Raw genomic sequence first — 20,765 nt, forward strand, 5'->3', positions numbered from 1 at the left:
AAAGGGGTGAGGCGATATGGAGATATAATGGTCGAACGACTGTCTTGGAAGAAGCTAGCCTGGGAGCTGGCTTTTTTTTATTTACCTTGGCTCGTAGTAGGTGGATTGTTTGGCGGCCTACCTTGGTTATTACTCGGCGCCACCGTAGCGATGCTATTGTGGCACTTGCACCAGCAAATAAAGCTGTCTGACTGGTTATGGAAAGACAAAAGCTTAACGCCCCCATCCGGTACGGGATCGTGGGAGCCTTTATTTAATGGTATTTATCGCTTACAAAAGCGTAACCGTCGGCGTCGTAAAGAGCTTGCTAACTTAATTCGCCGTTTTCGTAACGGCGCGGAGTCTTTGCCCGATGCGGTGGTGGTATTTGAGCGCGATGGCGCCATTGTTTGGTGTAACAAACTCGCTCAGGAGCTACTTGGCTTGCGCATGCCGGATGATAACGGCCAGCATATTAGTAACTTGATCCGCGCACCGGAATTTGTCAGTTATATCGCCAATGCCAATTACGATACGGCGCTGGAAATGCGTTCTCATCTGAATAGCGCTCGCACACTCGAATTTCGGACCATGCCCTACGCGGAAGGCGAATATTTGATGGTGGTGCGTGACATCACACAGTTAAAGCAACTGGAAGGTATGCGACGTAATTTTTTCGCCAACGTTTCGCACGAGCTGCGCACACCAATGACGGTATTGCGTGGGTACTTAGAAATGACTGAAGATCCGGATATGGTTGTTGGACCCATGTGGCCAAAAGCACATGGTGTGATGACAGAGCAATTATCTCGGATGGAATCCTTGGTTGAGCAACTGCTTACGCTGTCTAAAATTGAAGCTGCAGCCAAGCCCGATCTCGATCATCATGTTGATGTTCCCGCGATGCTCGATGTGCTGCAAAAAGAGGCTCAGGCATTAAGTGGTAACAGTGAGCATGTACTTACCTTTGACGTCGACACGGCGTTGAAAGTCCGCGGCAATGATGATCAGCTGCGCAGTGCGATCTCAAACCTTGTTTATAATGCGGTGAAACACACCCCCGCCCAGGCAGAGATCCAGGTGCGTTGGTATCGTTCTAAAAAAGGCCCGCGCTTAGAGGTTATCGACAGTGGTGAGGGCATTCCGCCACAACATTTAGACCGATTGACTGAGCGATTTTATCGTGTCGACAAAGCGCGATCGCGAGAAACCGGTGGCAGTGGGCTAGGGCTTGCGATAGTTAAACACGCGCTAAGCCACCATGATGCTGAACTGGATATTAAAAGCGAAGTCGGGATAGGTAGCACGTTTGCATTCACGTTGCCGGAGCGGCTCGCATGTTAAAACGCGTTATCTTGTTTGTTTGTCTCGTATGGAGTCTGGATGCGTTAAGCCAAACCCATCCTTTACCGGATTACCAACGTACCAGCGGCATATCCGGCAACTTAAGCTCTGTGGGCTCTGATACACTCGGTAATCTTATGGCGGCGTGGACAGGCGGATTTAAGCGCTTGCATCCGGGCGTCAATGTGCAGTTGCAGACCCCTGGCTCGGCATCGGCGGCGCCCGCGCTGGTGGAGGGCACTGCGCAACTTGGGCCAATGAGCCGCGCGATGCGTGTCAGTGAGGAAAACGCCTTTCAAGCGCGGTTCGGTTACCCCCCAACCGCAGTCCCAGTTGCGATTGACGCGATGGCCGTCTATGTCCATCAAGACAATCCACTTCGTACTATCAGTTTTCAACAGCTTGACGCGCTCTTTTCCAGAACGCTGTGGTGCGGTGCGAGTGACCCTATTACAACCTGGGGGCAGCTGGGCTTAACCGGCCGCTGGCAGCATCGTGATTTACAGTTGTTTGGCCGAAATTCGGTCTCTGGCACCTATGGTTATTTTAAGCAATCAGCCCTGTGTCGCGGCGATTTTCGAGCCGATGTGAATGAGCAGCCCGGTTCGGCGTCGGTGGTACAGTCGGTGGCTTCCTCACTCCATGCTATCGGTTATGCAGGGATCGGTCATCAAGCCTCGGGCGCCCGTATGCTTGCGATTTCTCGTCATGGCGACAAAGCCGTTATCCCTAGTGACAGGGCGATTCGAGAAGGTAAGTACCCACTTACTCGACATCTCTATTTATATATCAACAAAGCGCCGCATCAACCGCTTGCGCCTTTAGATGCCGCATTTATGCGATATATTCTCTCTAAGCAAGGACAAAAAGCCGTCAGCCAGCAAGGATATATTCCATTGCCGGCAGAAACGGTACACGCACAGCGACAGGCGCTGGGATTGGATTAGTCGTTACAGGTCAACGCCCAGTTTACGGATTGCCAGTATTGTTTTTCGGCTTCAAGATCGGCTGCTAATAAGCGGTTATCTTGGAGCCACCTTGCAGGGAAACCGAGCTGCCATGTTCCTTTTTTATCCACATTCAGTGCGATATCAGGTAGTGGCTGGTCGTTACGTTGGGAGTGCAACACACAGGCTAACCGTAATGCGCAAATGAGGGTTTCAATCAGTTTCGGCTTAAACAAAGTAAACTTGGGCATCTCATTGAGCTTTAGCGCCTTTCGATGAAAGCGTGCCAATGTCGCGAGCACCGTCTGCTGCTCTTGATTAAAACCCGGCAAATTGGTGTGGTGTAAAATATAGGCTGAATGTTTGTGATACCCCGGATAGCCAATGCTCAGGCCAACTTCATGGAGCAGTGCTGCCCAGTTGAGCAATCCGGCGAGCTCGGACTTTTTACTGCCTTTATCCGGTTCTGCTTGCGCATAAAAGTGTGCCGCCGTTTGCTGTACACGTCGAGCATGACTCAGATCGATATTGTAGCGAGCCGCCATGTCATCTGTGGTGCGGCCGCGGATATCCGTACGCTGAAAACGATCTTCCATCTCATAGAGTAAACCTTCACGCAGTGCCCCGTCGGAAAAGCGCAGTGACTCGATGGCTAACGCATCAAATATCCCCGACAAGATAGCCACACCCGCAGCAAACACAGGTTGCCTATCGGCTGATAAGCCTGGCAAATTGATGCTCTCACTGGTTTTAAATGTCAGTAGCGTTTCAATCAAACTATCCAGGCGTTTGCGGGTGATTATGCCATCGTCGTCACCCAAGCCGATGATGACCTCACGAATCGCTTTCACCGTTCCTGAAGCCCCTAAAGCCACTTGCCAGCCTGCTTGGCGGTATTGGCTTGCGAGACTCTCTAGTTTTTGCCGAGTGGCGAGCTGAGCGGCCGCAAATTGCTTTGAGCTAATGGCCCCTTTGGGGAAAAACCGTTCATTATAGCTCACACAGCCCATGCGTTTGCTATTAACCAGCAGGGGGTCAAAGTTATCACCAATGACTAATTCTGTGCTGCCGCCACCAATATCGATGACGAGTTTGCGGCCGATATTTTGTTGGGTGTGTGACACGCCCATGTAAATCAAACGCGCTTCTTCCTCACCCGAAATAACTTCTATTGGGTAAGGGAAAACTTGATTCGCTCGCTGGATAAACGTCTCGATATTACGAGATTGGCGTAACGTGTGGGTCGCGGCAATGCGGATGTTATCCACGTCAATACCGTTGAGGCGCTCAGCGAACATGGCTAAACATTCCACGCCTCGATCAATCGCTTCATCGCTAAGACAATGGTGGCTGTCTAGCCCCGCAGCGAGACGAACGCGCTGTTTATGGCGGCTGACGATTTGAAGCCCTTCACCGACGACGCGTGCGACGACCATGTGGAAACTGTTGGAGCCGAGATCAACCGCAGCAATCTCGCGCGGTTTATCCTTTGACTGGGGGTGTGTCATGTTGCAACTTTTCCGCGTGTTTGAGTGCTTGGCGTTCTATGTGTTTGAGGTAATCATAGATCTCGACTTGTGAGCGGATCTTTTTCTTGTTACCGCGTTTAACATAGGCGTTAGACATGGCTTTGTCGATGACTCGTGCTTTGGCGCGATCGGCAAATTGAATTTCCAAGATTGCCATGATGCGATCTTTGAGTCTTGGATCGCGAATGGGTGCCCCCACTTCAATACGATTATCAATATTTCGGGTCATCCAATCGGCAGATGAAATATAGATATCACGTTCACCGCCATTTTCAAAGGCAAACACACGTGGATGCTCGAGAAAGCGGTCCACAATACTGATCGCCTTGATGTTTTGACTCACTCCTTTTACACCCGGCACGAGCGAGCACATGCCGCGGACGATAATTCGAATTTTGACCCCTTCATTGCTGGCTTTGTATAAGAGATTAACTAAGCCTCTATCAACGAGGTTATTGACTTTAAGCGTAATGCCAGCTTTGCGTTTGGCGCGCGCATGTTCAATCTCGCGCTCGATCAATTTACACATTCGGCGGCGTGAGTTACGCGGCGACACAATCAGGTGGTTAAACTTTACTGGGCGATAAGGGTTCTCGATAAAGTCGAAAACTTTTCGGATCTCTGAGGTGAGTTGTTGATCGGCAGTAAAAAGCGCAAAGTCAGTATAGATTCGTGCCGTTTTTTCATGAAAATTGCCGGTACCAATATGGCCATAATCGCGAAGTTCGCCATCTTCGCGGCGAGATATCAAGCACAGCTTGGAGTGAATTTTTAGCCCTGGCGTGCCGAATACCACTTTGACTCCTGCGTCGGTCAGTACCCGTGACCACTCGATATTGGCCTCTTCATCAAATCGTGCCTGAAGTTCAACCACCACAGTGACGCGCTTACCGTTATTGGCAGCATCAATCATTGAATTGATAATCCGCGAGTTCTTTGCCACGCGATACACGTTGATCCGAATGCTACGCACTTTAGGGTCAAACGATGCTTGTCGCACCAGCTCGGTCATATGCCGAAAGGTATGATAGGGGTAGTACAACAGTATGTCGCGTTCACGTATGGCCCGAAACGCATTGTTTTGCAATTGAAAATCGGCACTCTCGAAAGGCGGCAGCGGTGCGTTTTCTAGATACTGGCGTCCCACATTGGGAAAGCCGATAAAATCACGAAAGTTATGATAGCGCGCCCCGGGTAGCACACTGTCATAATCAGAAATCTTTAAAACTTGGATGAGTTTGTTCACCATTTCAGGTGGCATATCACGCTGATACACAAACCGAACAGGCAGGGCGGTTAAGCGTTGGTCCAAGCTTTCTGACATATTTTCGAGCAGGCTATGTTCGACTTCGTTGGTCAAATCGTATTCGGCGTCACGCGTCATTTTCATCGCATAAGCGTCGACGGTATCGTAATCGAACAAACCACTGAAAATCTGATCAACACAGAGTCGAATAATATTGTCCAATAAGATAATGGTTTTGCGCTGCCGCTTTCCTTTAGGCTCAGGCACTTTGACGAACCGGTCCAGATCGTCGGTTGGGATCTCAATTAAGGCATATTTTGGCTCTTCACCGGCTTTTTTTAGCTCGACTGCTAAATAGGAATAAGCGTCTTTTAAAAAGCTTAAAACATCGACATCTTTATTGAGCATGATCGGTGTAATGTAAGGCAAGATATTGCTACGAAAATAGCGTTTGAGCCATTGGGCTTGATGCTCCGACAGTTGTCGTTCATTCACCAAAAAGATATTGCGGCGTGCCATTTCAAGCAAAATATCATTATATAGATGATCGAAATCTTGATTGAGCTTGACCACTTTCGCTTGAATTTTACTGAGTAACTCCTTGGCGTGACTATCCACTCCGCGCTCTTCATCAATAATGATACGGCGTTTCACATCGGCAAATCGTACTTGATAAAATTCATCAAGATTGGATGAAAAAATACCTAAAAAGCGAACCCGTTCGATAATCGGCACGCTTTTGTCCGCAGCTTCCTGCAGTACGCGCTCGTTAAAGGAGAGCCAGCTCAGTTCTTTGTCGACATGATGGGAGTCTAAAGTCATAGCGTGTGAGAAAATCCTGTTCTACTGAATAAGATGGCTGTCAGCAAGACCGCTAAAGCGTCAGACAGCCTTTCAAGGGCTTTGTACAATACGCTGATGTTGGCTGCACTTTGTAGGAACGTATCCAGTGTGTTGATACGTGAAAACAAAATGCATCATGCGTGATCCTTAAGACGATTGTTTAAACAATTATTGAGGTCGTTCAAGGTGTTGTCTATGCTTCACGGCAGTAAACTCACGAAAGTGTGCCCAATATCAACTTGGGCCAGCCTAAAGTCCGTTTGTTGCATATTTATTGCGTACCGCTCAGCAACGCACCGTCCCAGTGTCGAGGCGTTAGCCCGCAAGCGGCAGTATGATTAGCCATCATCCACTTTTTTTATATGGATAATCATAGCGGGCCGATTTGTCACAAAATTGTCATTGTAATGAAATACAATCAAGAGCTTGATTAAAATAAGAGGCGCAAATGACCCACTCCTCACCATCACTTTCTGACACCAAACGTGCGCGACGTTTAAAAGATAAACTGACGCGTCAAACAGTGCGCTTTGGTGGTGTGATGGTATTAGTGACCTTGTTGCTGCTGTTTTTTTATCTTTTAACTGTCGTGATTCCGCTGTTTCATCAAGCCAGTGTGACGTTAAGTGAACGCTTTTCTGTCTCTTCACCTGGAGCGCCACGGTTTGTTGGCGCTGATAATCGTAATCAACTCGTTTATAGCTTGGATGAGACAGGCGTCTTGACGGTAGCGCGTCGTCCTCGTCAGTCATCGATGCCTCAACAGCCTCAACAGCCTCAACAGCCTCAACAGCCTCAAGAGAAGACAACTTTCCCGCAGGCTGAAACTGTCTTACAACGCGCGCTATCGACCCTCAGTGATCCTGCGATGAGTTGGGCTCAAGCAACGGCGCCTTTTATCGCAGTGGAAAATGCTCCCGGTGAAGTGGGCGTTTGGCAATTACGCTTTGGCAACGATGACCAAGCCGGTGATGCGGTGATCCCGCAGTTATCGCGTATATCTGCGTTTGGTGGACCCGTAACGGTGGATGCGAATAGACAGCCGCTGGATAAGATTGCCCTGGCGATACCGGATAGCTTGCATGGCCAGCCGATAGCGCCTGTGTTGGCGGCTGTGACTGCCGATAATCAATTGATGATCTACCGCGGCCAGCATAAAACATCATTCCCTTTGAGCGCGCCAGTCAATCAGTTGGCATTGTCGGGCGATGGACAACGGTTATTTATCCGTCAGCATCATACTTTATCGGTTTGGCAGGTTAATAATGACATGCCCATTAAGCGCGAACGCCTAGATCTCACTCATGTGAACGATAGCTCGGTGGTTAATATGACGCTGCTAGCGGGGGGACGCTCGTTAATATTGCAGCATCAAAATGGTGACTTGACGCAATGGTTTGATGTCCTCAAGAGCGGTGAGCCGTCATTGACCAACGTGCGTACGTTTTCGCCCGGTGCTGGGGCAAAAATAATAGCGCCAGAGTTACATCGTAAAAGCGTGGCCACCGTGGATGATACTGGGCAGCTGAGCTTGGTACATGTGACCAGTGAAAAACAGCGGCATTTTGATAAACGGTTTACCTCGGTCCCGGAGGCGCTGGCATTTGCTCCTCGCGCCAACGCCTTGATGGCGGTGACACAAAATCAGTGGCAGTGGTTGGCGGTGGATAATCCTCATCCTGAAGTCAGTCTCCATTCTTTATGGCAAAAAGTGTGGTACGAGGGATACTCATCGCCGCAATATGTGTGGCAGTCGACATCGGCCGACGATAGCTTTGAAGCAAAGTTGAGTGTGGTGCCGGTGATCTTTGGCACACTAAAAGTGGCCGTGGTTGCCTTACTGTTCGCGGTGCCAATGGCCATTGGTGCGGCTATTTATACGGCTTACTTTATGTCATCAGGGTTGAGGCGATGGGTCAAACCGACGGTTGAGACGATTGAAGCATTACCTACGGTGATCATTGGCTTTTTAGCCGGCTTATGGCTTGCCCCTTGGGTTGAAGCACATATTGCTAGCGTCTTTATGTTGTTGATCCTGGTCCCGTTTGTGTTGCTGGGGTTGAGCGCCTGTTGGCGAATGATCCCCCGCTATGCTCGCCGTCGCTTGCCGGATAATGCCCAAATACTGGTGATTATCCCGGTGTTGCTGTTAGTGGGGACAATGGCCGTGTCTTTAGGGCCTTGGATTGAGCAGATTTGGCTGGGAGGCGATGCTCGTCAATTCATTACCCACGAGCTAGGCATTGGTTATGATCAACGTAATGCCTTAGTGGTTGGGATCGCGATGGGCTTTGCTGTGGTTCCCACCATATTTTCGATTGCTGAAGATGCGATTTTTTCGGTTCCGCCACATCTAAAGCAAGGTGCGTTAGCACTGGGGGCAACGCATTGGCAAACATTGATGCGGGTTGTGTTGCTCACCGCTAGCCCAGGGATATTCTCGGCGGTGATGATGGGATTAGGTCGCGCGGTGGGTGAAACCATGATTGTGTTGATGGCCACAGGGAATACACCGATTATGGATTGGAACCTGCTCGAAGGGCTTCGGACCTTGTCGGCCAATATTGCGATCGAAATGCCAGAGTCCGAAGTGGGGAGCTCGCATTATCGTGTGTTGTTTTTAACCGCGTTTATTTTGTTTGTTTTCACCTTTGTCTTTAATACGTTGGCTGAACTTGTTCGTCAGCGTTTACGCGACAAATACAGTCACCTTTAATTGAGATGAGAGTGCGCATGCGTCCATGGATAAAATCTGGCACGCCTTGGGTCTGGATGACGGCAGGGATGGTTAGCGTCAGTCTTATTGCCATTCTCGGTGTCTTACTCTTGCTCGGTGTTCGTGGCTTAGGCTATTTTTGGCCCACACCGGTGACCAGTTTTGAGTTACAGACGGAACAGGGCGTAGAAACTGTCGTTGGCCAGATTTATCGAACCGATGAGGTTGATGCGACTCAGCTTATCGACGCCGGTGTTCGCTTACCCGCATACCGGCAATCCGCGTATCAGCGCTTGGTGGTTAAAATTGGCAACCGTGAACGAGAAGGGCTCGACTTTCGTCAGTTACTTGCGTTTCAGATAAAAAGCCAACACACGCCGATTGAGATGGCGATGATTGAGCGCAGCGAGAACGGTGTCTTTTATGGCAAGCCAACAGCGTATATTGATCAAAGCGGTACACGTCATGGATTAGTGATTTCTGCGCTGCGTCAGCAACTGGCGGATTTGGCGGCACGTCGTGATGCAATCAATAAAATTGAACAAGTCCATCTGTCAGGGGTGAATTATCAGCTCGAACAGTTGCGATTAGAGGAAAAATCTCGCGAACTTGAGGGGACGTTGGACAAGCGCGCCCAATCGCAGATTGCATCCCGCCGCACGCAGTTGCTCACTCAGTATCAACAACTGGAGCAAAAGCTCGCACAGTTGCGGGATAAACAGAAAACAGGGCAACTGGTTGTCGAAGATAGCCATGGTGATGAGGTCGCATTGCCGCTCGAGAATGTGCTAAATATTTGGTACCCCAACGCGATGAGCGGCGTCGATAAGCTGACATTTTGGGGGCACCAAGTGGCGGCTTTTCTATCTGAATCACCGCGTGACAGTAATGCCGCAGGTGGGGTTTTTCCGGCGATTTTTGGCACCGTTTTTCTGGTCTTATTAATGGCAGTAATTGTTACCCCTTTGGGCGTGGTCGCGGCGATTTATCTGCATGAATATGCGCCTAAAACGGCGTTCACTCGGTTGATTCGGATTGCGGTAGTTAACCTCGCTGGGGTGCCATCCATTGTTTATGGTGTGTTTGGTTTAGGCTTTTTTGTCTACTTCATTGGTGGCACCATTGACGATATCTTTTATCAAGCGGCGCAACCCGCGCCGGTGTTTGGTACGCCAGGTATTCTGTGGTCAGCGTTAACGTTGGCGATCTTAACCTTACCGGTCGTGATAGTCTCAACAGAAGAAGGGCTAGCGCGTATTCCTACAAGCGTCCGTCATGGTGCCTTTGCCTTGGGCGCGACCCAATCTGAAATGCTATGGCGAGTCGTCTTACCGATGGCAAGCCCGGCGATGATGACGGGGTTAATTTTAGCGGTTGCCCGTGCCGCCGGTGAAGTGGCGCCTTTAATGTTGGTTGGGGTGGTGAAAGTGGCGCCTTCTCTGCCGGTTGATGGCAACTTTCCTTTCTTACACTTAGAACGGAAGTTTATGCATCTCGGCTACCATATTTATGATGTGGGCTTTCAAAGTGCGCATATCGAGACTGCGCGACCTTTGGTGTATGCGACGTCGTTTTTACTCGTGTCTGTGATCGTGGCACTGAACTTATCCGCGATCGGTATCCGTCATTATTTGCGTGAAAAATATCGCGCATTAGAACTGTAACGATAAGGATCCTGCTCGATGTTTTCGATAAACCCGCCTATAGGTGCCACGCCGAGCTTAGATTTGGGAAACTTACCGAACGAGCAAACGGCGTTAGCTATTCGGGATTTGAATCTTTATTACGGGGCGACTCAAGCACTGTTTGATATCAGTATGCGTATCCCGAAGGGCAAGGTCACAGCGTTTATTGGCCCTTCTGGGTGTGGGAAGTCGACCTTACTGCGTTGCATTAACCGCATGAATGATTTGGTGGATGGGTGTCGCGTGCGGGGCGAAGTCACCTTACATGGGCAAAACATCTATCACCGCGAAGTTGATGTGCCTGCGTTACGTCGTCAAGTCGGTATGGTATTTCAGCGTCCTAATCCGTTTCCGAAATCCGTTTATGAAAATGTCGTTTTTGGATTGCGGCTGCAAGGCATTCATGATCCCCGAACCTTAGATGATGCGGTGGAGCGTTCACTGCGAGGTGCGGCGCTGTGGGGAGAGGTAAAAGATCGTCTTAACGATAATGCGTTTGGTCTTTCAAGTGGACAGCAGCAGCGGTTGGTGATCGCCCGAGCAATCGCGATTGAGCCAGAAGTGTTATTGCTGGATGAGCCCTCTTCGGCGCTGGATCCTATCTCAACACTGACGATTGAAGAGTTGATCAACGATCTTAAAAAACAATACACAGTGGTGATTGTTACCCATAATATGCAGCAGGCGGCACGGGTGTCAGACCAAACTGCCTTTATTAATATGGGCCGCTTGGTAGAGTACGCGGATACTGACACCTTGTTTACCACACCAAAAAATAAACAGACGGAAGATTACATCACCGGTCGCTACGGATAAGGAGCAGGCCTTGGATAATTACAATATTAGCCGCCATATTTCTGGCCAATTTAATGCTGAGTTAGAAGCGATTCGCACTCACGTCCTAGCGATGGGGGGGCTGGTGGAGCGTCAGCTCACCGATGCTCTTCGTGCCATGCACAATCAAGATGAAGAGCTAGCGCGCCATGTGATTCGTGAAGATCACAAAGTCAATGGCATGGAAGTCGCCATTGACGAGGCCTGCACACGGATTATTGCTAAGCGCCAACCGACGGCAAGCGATCTGCGCCTGGTGATGGCAATCATTAAAACCATCACGGATCTAGAGCGTATTGGCGATGTGGCTGATAGCATCGCGAAAATGGCATTGGACAATGCCAGTCATTCTCAGCAACCTTTTTTGGTTTCTCTAGAGGCATTGGGTCAGCGTGCTGCCAAAATGCTGCATGACGTACTGGATGCGTTTGCGCGGATGGATATTGATGCGGCCATGAAAGTCTACCGTAAAGACGATTCTCTCGATCGTGAGTATGAGGGAATTTTGCGTCAGTTGATGACCTATATGATGGAAGATCCTCGTTCTATCCCTAATGTGCTAAAAGTGATGTGGTCAGCGCGTGCGATCGAGCGCGTGGGCGATCGCTGCCAGAATATTTGTGAGTACATCATCTACTTTGTAAAAGGGAAAGATGTTCGTCACATTCAAAAAGAGGAGCTCGAAAAGCTCCTCAAATAGGCGTTTAGTCGTTATCGATCCACTCACTGACCTTATCAGGGACAAAACTTTGGTCATGAAGCGGCATGCGCACATAGCCCTCTTTGCTGATCTCGGGAAGAATAACGTCTGGGTATTCAATCTCTTGATAGGGGATCTGGGAGAGAAGATGCGCGATACAATTAAGTCGCGCATGCTTTTTATTATCAGCTTCCACTACCCACCATGGACTTTCCTTGGTGTCGGTATAAGCAAACATGCGATCTTTCGCCTCACTGTATTGCACCCAGCGGCTGCGTGATTCCAAATCCATGGGACTAAATTTCCAGCGTTTTATTGGCGTGTTTATTCGCTCGGCAAAACGCTTTTCTTGTTCTTCGTCGGAGACGGAAAACCAGTATTTGAGCAAAATAATCCCCGAGCGGATCAGCATTCGCTCAAATTCAGGGCAAGTGCGGAAAAACTCTTCATATTCTTCCTCGGTACAAAACCCCATGACACGTTCTACACCGGCTCGGTTGTACCAACTGCGGTCGAATAAAACTATCTCTCCGCTCGCTGGAAGGTGTTCGATATAGCGTTGAAAATACCACTGTGTGCGCTCGCGTTCCGTCGGTTTATCTAGTGCAACCACACGGCACACGCGTGGGTTGAGTTTTTCGGTAATCCGTTTTATCACCCCACCTTTACCGGCAGCATCTCGCCCTTCAAAGATCACCACGACTTTCAGCTGTTTGTGTTTTACCCACTCTTGTAATTTGACTAGCTCGGCTTGCAACTCAAGCAATTTTTTTTCGTAGTGTTTTTTACTGATTTTAGGGGGCTTTTTATCCGACAAAGCAGCACTCCTTTTGTGAAGACCATCATTTCAAGTTAGGAAACTCAACGGTGAGATGCAATATCCTTATCTCTAGGACACAAGCTTCTCGACAAAAAGGTTTGGTCAATCACAGTATGATGAGAGCGGCTGGCGTATTGCATTTAACTGAATCGAGCGACTGCCTGCTTTACCGCCCTGACTTGCATGGGATCAGTGATGGGGTAACCGATCTTTTCACCTTCACCCATCGTCGCCATCGCATGAGTGTGGGCGGCGCTTGCTTGTGTGGTACGCGCGGACAGGTGGATATCTCGTGCGCCGGTATGAGCGATGATTTCTGCGGCATTATGCGCTGTGATCCCGGCACCTGGCATGATCCGAAGCGGCGTATGACGGACGTAATCGACCCAGGCTTTTAGTGTTTCTTTGCCTTGCTCGGCATGGTTGGCACCACCTGAGGTCAGAATACGTTCCACGGCAGGTCGCGCGATGAGGGCGTCTAACGCTGCCATTGGCTCGGTGCAATGATCAAACGCCCGATGGAACGTCACCCCCATACCTCGGGCTTCGGCCAGCATGGCATCGAGTAACGTTAAGTCTACTGTCCCATCTGGGCGTAAGGCGCCAATCACCACGCCATGACAGCCAGTTTTGCGGGCAGTGGCAATATCTTTAAGCATCACTTCAGCTTCATCATGGCTATAAACAAAGTCCCCTTCTCGTGGACGTATAATCGCGTAAATAGGCACGCGAGCTTGTTGCATCGCTTGATTCAGGGTGCCCATACTTGGCGTGAGGCCACCGAGCTTGAGTGAAGCACAAAGCTCGATACGGTCTGCGCCCGCTTGCTGAGCAATCGATAAAGATTGGATACTATCAATACATACTTCGACGGTGACGGTCATAGGTGCTCCTTGTTTGAACGGTCTAGCATAACCGTGACCAGAGCAAGCGTCATGAACAAATCAGACAAGGTGTGACATGTAGAGAAACGGGAGGGAAGGAAGGCGTTGAGAGACAATAAAAAAAGGGCCCGGTTTAACCGGGCCTCATTATACTGTTACATTGCTCAGTGCGGGGCACGTAACCTTATTACAGGTCGTCAGTGTGCTCAGACAGATACGCGGCAACACCTTCAGGTGACTCAGCCATACCTGCTTTACCTTCTTCCCACTGTGCAGGACAAACTTCGCCATTTTTCTGGTGGAAGTTCAATGCATCAACCATACGTAGCATCTCGTCAATGTTACGGCCTAGTGGCAGGTCGTTAACGACTTGATGGCGAACAACACCGTCTTCGTCGATCAAGAATGAACCACGGAATGCAACGCCCGCTTCTGGGTGTTCAACATCGTATGCTTTACAAATTTCGTGCTTCACATCAGCAACCAGTGGATATTTTACTGCGCCGATACCGCCATCATCGATAGCTGTCTTACGCCATGCGTTGTGTGAGAACTGAGAGTCGATAGACACACCGATTACCTCAACACCTTTAGCTTGGAAATCGCTCAGGCGCTTATCGAATGCGATCAGCTCTGATGGGCACACGAAAGTGAAGTCGAGTGGGTAGAAAAAGACAACTGCTTTTTTGCCTTTGGTGAACTCTTTCAGGTTGAAGTTATCAACGATTTCGCCAWTACCTAGTACGGCAGCGGCAGTAAAATCTGGTGCTTGACGACCTACGAGTACCATATCTCAGCTCCTATTTAATTGTTGTCCTGATAATCAGGTTCCTATATAAGCGAGACAAACTATAGCTAACTTGTTAGATTGAAAAAAGTGGAATTAATAGATTGTTATAATCGGAAAATACGATTGTTTAAAATATGACGTTATGAACAAATATCCTTCATTAAAGCAGCTACACTATCTGGTTACCCTGTCAGAAACGCGTCACTTTGGTGAGGCGGCGAAATTATGCTTTGTCAGCCAGTCGACACTGAGCGCAGGGATTCAAAATCTAGAAGAGTTGATTGGAGCACAGCTGATTGAGCGTGACAATAAAACCTTAGTCCTCACCGGCATGGGTGAAGAGGTGGTACGCCGAAGCCGGGAGATTCTCGCCCGTAGCCAAGATCTTATGGAGCTAACGCAAGTTAAGTCTGATCCTATGCATGGTAAGGTGCGTTTAGGGTGTATTCCGACCATTGCACCTTTTTTACTCTGTGATGTGGTCAAGCAAGTCAATCAACACTATCCAAATTTAGATTTACTGCTGCGCGAGGATACTACCGCCAATTTACTCACGGCGCTTAAACATGGCGAAATGGACATATTGATCCTTGCACTCCCCATGGATATTGGCACCATGACGCGTCGAATTGTTGGCCGCGATCCCTTTAAAATGGTCATGAGCGGCAAACAAGCAGCACAGCTTACATTGCCCGTTGATTATGAATCCCTCCCCGATGAGTCTGTCTTTTTATTAGAGCGTGAACACTGTCTCACCGACCATGCTGTCTCTGCCTGTCAGATGACTGCCTCGCAGAAGATTAATCCTTTTATGGCGACCAGTTTACATACCTTGGTGCAAATGGTGGCCAACGGCAATGGTGTGACCTTTATACCGCAAATGGCGATTGATCATGGTTTAATTGCTAATTTAGATGTGCATCTAGAAACCCCACCAGGAAAAGCAGCCTATCGTGATATCGGCATGGTATGGCGGCCATCTTCCAGTCGATTAGAGACCTTTAATAATCTCGCTGATCTGGTGACAGGACTGCTTTCCCCAACAGGTAAAGACACATTGACCGAAAATCAGTGATAAATTCTACATTAAAGGTAAAAAATTAGTTTTATATTCTGTTTGAGTGTCATAAAAACCGCGATGCCGACGTTGGATTATTATCACGAAAAAAAGCAGCACGCCTGAGTGCTGCTTTTATTTTTACAGCTAATATTATGATTTTAAATAAAAAAACAACTTTTTTGTTCAGTTGCTAGTGGCTTGTCTTGTAACTTAATTACGTAAGTGGTTACACTTAAGTGACAAAAATATGATCTTGGTAGCAGTGTTACATCATTCTGCTAATCCATTCAAAAAAGCATATTCGAGCTTATACTCTAAACTATTTAAATGTCTGATTTTAAGTGTTTATTGCTGGTTTTTGATTGATAGGTGTGAGGTGTTAGGTTGATTTTTATCCGAGGTTGAGTCAACGTAAGATAACTAGCGTGGCGTTGAGTGAGTGAGATGCCACTTGATGTCCGTAAACAACTTTTGTTGTGATTGGATTACAAATGACAGCCAGGGAGGCGATATGACAGAAGCATGCTCAACCTTACGCGAATCACTGGTAATTAACGAGACCGTTACCCCAGCGCAGGCAGAAATCCTAACCGATGATGCCTTGTGTTTTTTAGCCAGTTTGGCTAATCGATTTGCGGATCGTATACCTGGGCTTCTGGCCACTCGCGAGCAGCGCCAACAGCGTATTGATGCGGGAGAGCTGCCCGATTTCCTTCCTGAGACGCGATCGATTCGCCACGATGATTGGACCATTCGAGGCATCCCCAAAGACTTACAAGATCGACGGCTAGAAATTACTGGCCCAGTGGATCGGAAAATGGTGATCAACGCCCTGAACGCCAATGTGAAAGTGTTTATGGCGGACTTTGAAGACTCGTTCGCACCAGCTTGGCCACAAGTGGTCGAGGGGCAGCGCAACTTGCGCGATGCTATTAACGGCACCATCAGTTACGAACAACCAGAGACAGGAAAGCGTTATCAACTTAACGATGATCCCGCGCGCCTGATCTGCCGGGTTAGGGGCCTTCATCTGACAGAAAAACATGTCATGTGGCAAGGTAAACCGCTGCCTGGGGCTTTATTTGATTTCGCGCTCTACTTTTTCCATAACTATCGTCGGTTGCTTGAGACAGGATCCGGTCCTTACTTCTACTTGCCCAAACTACAAGCCTATCAAGAAGCGGCGTGGTGGAGCGATGTGTTCTCATTTACAGAAGATGAATTTGGGCTAAGCCGAGGCACGATCAAAGCAACCGTATTGATCGAAACCCTACCGGCCGTGTTTGAAATGGATGAGATTTTATATCACTTACGCGATCACATCGTCGCGCTGAACTGCGGTCGCTGGGATTATATTTTCAGTTATATCAAAACACTTCGTAATCATCCTGATCGGGTGCTACCTGACCGTCAGGTGGTCACCATGGACAAACCTTTTCTCAATGCTTACTCGCGACTGTTGGTGAGAACCTGTCATAAGCGCGGTGCATTGGCCATGGGAGGGATGGCGGCATTTATCCCGAGCAAAGACCCAACCGAAAACCAACAAGTGCTCGAGAAAATCGAAAAAGATAAAACGCTAGAGGCAAATAATGGCCATGATGGAACCTGGATTGCCCACCCCGGATTAGCAGACACGGCGAAAGCCATTTTTGATAAAGCGCTCGGCGATAAGCCGAATCAGCTAACGGTTTCTCGTGAGCAAGATGCGCCAATTACCGCGGCGGATTTGCTTGCGCCTTGCGATGGAGAACGCACCGAAGCGGGCATGCGCCACAATATCCGGGTTGCGGTCCAATATATCGAGGCATGGATTTCGGGTAATGGCTGTGTGCCGATTTACGGCTTGATGGAAGATGCGGCGACCGCCGAAATTTCGCGTGCGTCGATCTGGCAATGGATCAAGCATCAAAAGCCGCTCAGCAATGGCAACGTGGTAACCAAAGAGCTATTTACGCAGTACCTCGAAGAAGAAATGGCTGTGCTTGAAAACGAACTGGGCACTGAACGTTTTGCTCAAGGGCGATACCGCCAAGCGGCAACGTTAATGGCCGAGCTGACAACCAGTGATGAGCTAGTTAACTTCTTAACCCTGCCAGGGTACGAGTATTTGCCTTAATGGGCATGGAAGCAAAACAACAACATGGAATGAAAGCGAAGGGCTGACAAGGCTCTGCTAACAAAGAGGAATGGAACATGACTTTGACTCGCCAACAACAAATCGCGCAACTGGAAAAGGATTGGGCTGAAAATCCACGCTGGAAAAACGTAAAGCGAACGTACACCGCTGAAGAAGTGGTCAGTATGCGCGGCTCTTTTGTCCCCGAGAATACCATTGCTAAACGCGGCGCAGCTAAGCTGTGGGACCTTGTTAACGGCAGTGCGAAAAAAGGCTATGTTAACTGCTTGGGCGCGTTAACGGGTGGCCAAGCTGTGCAGCAAGCAAAAGCCGGCATTGAAGCTATTTACTTGTCAGGCTGGCAAGTGGCAGCCGACAATAACACAGCGTCCAGTATGTATCCGGACCAGTCACTGTATCCAGTTGACTCAGTCCCCTCGGTTGTTAAACGTATCAACAATGCTTTTCGCCGCGCGGATCAAATACAGTGGTCAAAAGGTGGAACCCCAGAAGAGGGGACTGATTATTTTCTCCCTATTGTTGCCGATGCCGAAGCTGGCTTTGGTGGTGTACTCAACGCCTATGAGTTGATGCGCAATATGATTGAGGCAGGCGCAGCAGGCGTCCACTTTGAAGATCAATTGGCGTCAGTGAAAAAGTGTGGTCACATGGGTGGAAAGGTATTGGTGCCAACCCAAGAAGCCGTGCAAAAGCTGGTTGCAGCGCGTTTGGCGGCGGATGTTGCAGGGACTGACACGCTCGTGATTGCCCGTACCGATGCTAATGCGGCTGATCTGCTTACCTCAGACTGCGACCCTTATGATAAAGACTTTATTGCAGGTGAGCGCACCGCAGAAGGTTTTTATCGCGTGCGTCCAGGGATTGAACAAGCGATTTCCCGTGGTCTCGCTTATGCACCGTATGCTGATTTGATTTGGTGTGAAACCGCGACACCGGATCTGGAAGAAGCACGTCAATTTGCCGAGGCGATTCATGCGCAATATCCGGATCAATTATTGGCATATAACTGCTCGCCATCCTTTAACTGGGAAAAGAACTTGGATGCCGACACCATCGCTCGTTTCCAGCAAGCGCTGTCCGACATGGGTTACAAGTATCAGTTCATCACCTTAGCGGGCATTCACAACATGTGGTACAACATGTTCGATCTTGCCCACGCTTATGCGCAAGGTGAGGGAATGCGCCACTATGTAGAGAAGGTACAGCGACCTGAATTTTCTGCGGCGGAGCGTGGTTACACGTTTGTGGCTCACCAGCAGGAGGTCGGCACTGGCTATTTTGACCAGATGACTAATATTATCCAAGGCGGTCAATCTTCGGTAACCGCACTGACGGGCTCAACGGAAGAAGATCAGTTTTAATTAAAACCGTTATCATGGAAATGAAGCCAGAAAGGGAGTGGAAACACTCCCTTTTATTTATTCACCGTCTTCCATCGGCTCGCTTTCTTCTTGAATTTCGAGCAAGGTCGACGCAATGGCGACAAAGTCACTATCAGTAATGATCCCAACAAGGCGTTGATTTCTAATCACGGGTAAACACCCTATTTTACGCGCTAACATTGATAATGCTGCGGCACGTAACGACGCCTCTGGCGCGACGGTGACAAGTTGCTTATCGGTAAATTGTGCGAGTGGAGTATGGATTTGATGATCGCCATTGGTTGCTCTTCCTAAAGACGATGCCTGGGCTGAAAGCACATCGCGCTGGGTAACTAGCCCAAGCAAGCGTTCATTATCATCGACGATGGGTAAGTGACGGAAGCGTTCCGCGCGCATTAAGCGGTGGGCATCATCAAGCGTATGATCCGGACTCAGTGTATGTGGATGGCGAGTCATCATATCATCAACGGTAAACATGGCACCTCCTTGTTATCAGTGCACAGGATTAATTTAACTGTAGTGCACTTGGCACGGGGTGGACGTGATACACATCAATTATCTGCGCGAGGCTATTATCCGCAAAAGGCTATTATTCGCAAAAGGCAATGATCTGCAAAAGGACATCATCCACGAAAGTTAATCATCCGCCAAAGTTAATCATCCGGCAAAGGCTTCAAACGTAAATATCGCCATGCTATTAATGCGCACTGAAACGATTGCCTGCTTCGCTCGCTTGATATTCACGGTGGGCTACCTATACTAGCGGCCTGCTTTTTATCTAGGCAAACGTCATGCAATTATCCGATTTTCACTTTGAACTCCCTGATGAGTTGATTGCGCGCTATCCACAGCCGGATCGCAGTGCAAGTCGCTTATTGTCCCTTGATGGCACCAGCGGTGAGGTAGCGCATCGTCAGTTTAAAGATATCCTCGAACTGGTTGAACCTGGGGATTTGATGGTGTTCAACAACACACGTGTGATCCCTGCACGCGTGTATGGCCGCAAAGCCTCGGGTGGAAAAATAGAGGTGCTGGTGGAGCGTGTGCTCGACGAACGTCGTTTCCTTGCCCACGTGCGCGCGTCTAAAGCGCCAAAACCCGGTGCTGAATTATTCCTCGGTGATGACGGACAGATCCCGGCAGAAATGGTGGCACGCCATGACGCCCTGTTCGAAATCCAGCTAAACAGCGATAAAGGCGTAGTGGATACACTCAACGACATCGGCCATATGCCGTTGCCGCCGTATATCGACCGTCCTGATGAAGAAAGCGATAAAGAGCGTTATCAAACCGTGTATAACCAAAAACCTGGGGCGGTGGCTGCACCAACGGCGGGATTACACTTTGATGATGCCATTATGGCAACGCTCAAAGAAAAAGGCGTCAATATTGCCTTTGTTACTTTGCATGTGGGCGCCGGAACATTCCAACCGGTTCGGGTCGACAACATTGAAGAGCACATCATGCATGCCGAGTATGCTGAAGTGCCTCAAGAGGTGGTCGATGCGGTCAATCAAACGCGTGCACAAGGTAAACGCGTGATTGCGGTGGGGACCACGTCAGTACGGTCATTGGAAAGTGCAGCACAAGCGGCGAAGCAAAAAGGTGAACCACTGGCGCCATTTTTTAATGACACCCAGATTTTTATCTATCCCGGTTACCAGTGGCAGCTAGTGGATGTGCTTGTCACCAATTTCCACTTGCCGGAATCAACCTTGATCATGCTGGTGAGTTCTTTTGCCGGCTACGAACATACCATGGCCGCTTATCGCGCGGCAGTTGAAGAACGCTATCGCTTTTTCAGCTATGGCGATGCCATGTTTATAACCCGTCAGCAACAACCTGATTAATTAAGTTCACGCGAAG

16 protein-coding genes are annotated in these 20,765 nt (G+C 49.0%); 10 read left to right on the plus strand and 6 right to left on the minus strand.

The window, feature by feature from the left end; genetic code table 11:
• Nucleotides 1-27 precede the first annotated feature (27 nt).
• Both phoR and BZG75_RS11625 read left to right on the plus strand, forming a co-directional pair.
• Entirely contained in the window at nucleotides 28-1,323 is a 1,296-nt protein-coding gene (gene phoR, locus BZG75_RS11620; RefSeq protein WP_021022895.1) for a phosphate regulon sensor histidine kinase PhoR, read from the plus strand.
• On the plus strand, nucleotides 1,317-2,270 hold the full coding sequence (locus BZG75_RS11625; protein ID WP_021022896.1) for a PstS family phosphate ABC transporter substrate-binding protein: 954 nt from the start codon (nucleotides 1,317-1,319) through the stop codon (nucleotides 2,268-2,270). Before phoR ends, BZG75_RS11625 begins: the two co-directional genes overlap by 7 nt.
• On the opposite strand, the gene ppx is transcribed toward BZG75_RS11625, so the two are convergent.
• Nucleotides 2,267-3,778, minus strand: coding sequence for an exopolyphosphatase (gene ppx, locus BZG75_RS11630; RefSeq protein ID WP_077460252.1), 1,512 nt, complete (start codon nucleotides 3,776-3,778; stop codon nucleotides 2,267-2,269). The two genes, BZG75_RS11625 and ppx, sit on opposite strands and share 4 nt — an antisense overlap.
• Nucleotides 3,753-5,867 carry a polyphosphate kinase 1 gene (gene ppk1, locus BZG75_RS11635; RefSeq protein WP_077460253.1) on the minus strand — a complete coding sequence of 705 codons (2,115 nt, stop codon included), beginning with the start codon at nucleotides 5,865-5,867 and terminating at the stop codon, nucleotides 3,753-3,755. Before ppk1 ends, ppx begins: the two co-directional genes overlap by 26 nt.
• A 469-nt stretch (nucleotides 5,868-6,336) precedes the next feature.
• On the opposite strand from ppk1, the gene BZG75_RS11640 reads away from it, so the two are divergent.
• The 4 genes from BZG75_RS11640 to phoU are packed head-to-tail and all read left to right on the plus strand — an operon-like array spanning nucleotide 6,337 to nucleotide 11,823.
• On the plus strand, nucleotides 6,337-8,604 hold the full coding sequence (locus BZG75_RS11640; RefSeq protein WP_077577085.1) for an ABC transporter permease subunit: 2,268 nt from the start codon (nucleotides 6,337-6,339) through the stop codon (nucleotides 8,602-8,604).
• A 17-nt stretch (nucleotides 8,605-8,621) separates the two neighbouring features.
• On the plus strand, nucleotides 8,622-10,268 hold the full coding sequence (gene pstA / locus BZG75_RS11645) for a phosphate ABC transporter permease PstA (protein WP_077460255.1): 1,647 nt from the start codon (nucleotides 8,622-8,624) through the stop codon (nucleotides 10,266-10,268).
• Between the two features lie 18 nt (nucleotides 10,269-10,286).
• Nucleotides 10,287-11,105 carry a phosphate ABC transporter ATP-binding protein PstB gene (gene pstB, locus BZG75_RS11650; RefSeq protein WP_021022901.1) on the plus strand — a complete coding sequence of 273 codons (819 nt, stop codon included), beginning with the start codon at nucleotides 10,287-10,289 and terminating at the stop codon, nucleotides 11,103-11,105.
• A 10-nt stretch (nucleotides 11,106-11,115) separates the two neighbouring features.
• Entirely contained in the window at nucleotides 11,116-11,823 is a 708-nt protein-coding gene (phoU, locus tag BZG75_RS11655) for a phosphate signaling complex protein PhoU (protein WP_021022902.1), read from the plus strand.
• 4 nt (nucleotides 11,824-11,827) lie between these two features.
• On the opposite strand, the gene ppk2 is transcribed toward phoU, so the two are convergent.
• The 3 genes from ppk2 to BZG75_RS11670 form a co-directional block, all read right to left on the minus strand.
• A complete protein-coding gene (gene ppk2 / locus BZG75_RS11660; protein WP_077460256.1) occupies nucleotides 11,828-12,640 on the minus strand; it encodes a polyphosphate kinase 2 in 813 nt (270 codons plus the stop codon).
• A 143-nt stretch (nucleotides 12,641-12,783) separates the two neighbouring features.
• Complete coding sequence (locus BZG75_RS11665) at nucleotides 12,784-13,527, minus strand: copper homeostasis protein CutC (RefSeq protein ID WP_077460257.1); 744 nt, start codon at nucleotides 13,525-13,527, stop codon at nucleotides 12,784-12,786.
• Nucleotides 13,528-13,714: 187 nt separating this feature from the next.
• Complete coding sequence (locus BZG75_RS11670; RefSeq protein WP_077577087.1) at nucleotides 13,715-14,317, minus strand: peroxiredoxin C; 603 nt, start codon at nucleotides 14,315-14,317, stop codon at nucleotides 13,715-13,717.
• Nucleotides 14,318-14,459: 142 nt separating this feature from the next.
• On the opposite strand from BZG75_RS11670, the gene BZG75_RS11675 reads away from it, so the two are divergent.
• The 3 genes from BZG75_RS11675 (at nucleotide 14,460) to aceA (ending at nucleotide 18,878) form a co-directional block, all read left to right on the plus strand.
• Complete coding sequence (locus tag BZG75_RS11675; protein ID WP_077460258.1) at nucleotides 14,460-15,392, plus strand: hydrogen peroxide-inducible genes activator; 933 nt, start codon at nucleotides 14,460-14,462, stop codon at nucleotides 15,390-15,392.
• 496 nt (nucleotides 15,393-15,888) lie between these two features.
• Nucleotides 15,889-17,496, plus strand: coding sequence for a malate synthase A (gene aceB, locus BZG75_RS11680; RefSeq protein WP_077460259.1), 1,608 nt, complete (start codon nucleotides 15,889-15,891; stop codon nucleotides 17,494-17,496).
• Nucleotides 17,497-17,573: 77 nt separating this feature from the next.
• Nucleotides 17,574-18,878, plus strand: a complete 1,305-nt coding sequence (gene aceA, locus BZG75_RS11685; RefSeq protein WP_021022908.1) for an isocitrate lyase — start codon at nucleotides 17,574-17,576, stop codon at nucleotides 18,876-18,878.
• 57 nt (nucleotides 18,879-18,935) lie between these two features.
• Here aceA and BZG75_RS11690 read toward each other — a convergent pair whose 3' ends face one another.
• Entirely contained in the window at nucleotides 18,936-19,376 is a 441-nt protein-coding gene (locus BZG75_RS11690) for a CBS domain-containing protein (protein WP_077460260.1), read from the minus strand.
• A gap of 314 nt (nucleotides 19,377-19,690) precedes the next feature.
• Here BZG75_RS11690 and queA point away from each other — a divergent pair, with 314 nt between their 5' ends.
• Nucleotides 19,691-20,749, plus strand: a complete 1,059-nt coding sequence (gene queA, locus BZG75_RS11695; RefSeq protein ID WP_021022910.1) for a tRNA preQ1(34) S-adenosylmethionine ribosyltransferase-isomerase QueA — start codon at nucleotides 19,691-19,693, stop codon at nucleotides 20,747-20,749.
• The last annotated feature ends 16 nt before the right edge of the window (nucleotides 20,750-20,765 follow it).

The organism is Salinivibrio sp. AR640 (assembly GCF_001995405.1).
In the GTDB taxonomy this organism is placed as follows: Bacteria; Pseudomonadota; Gammaproteobacteria; order Enterobacterales; family Vibrionaceae; genus Salinivibrio; species Salinivibrio costicola.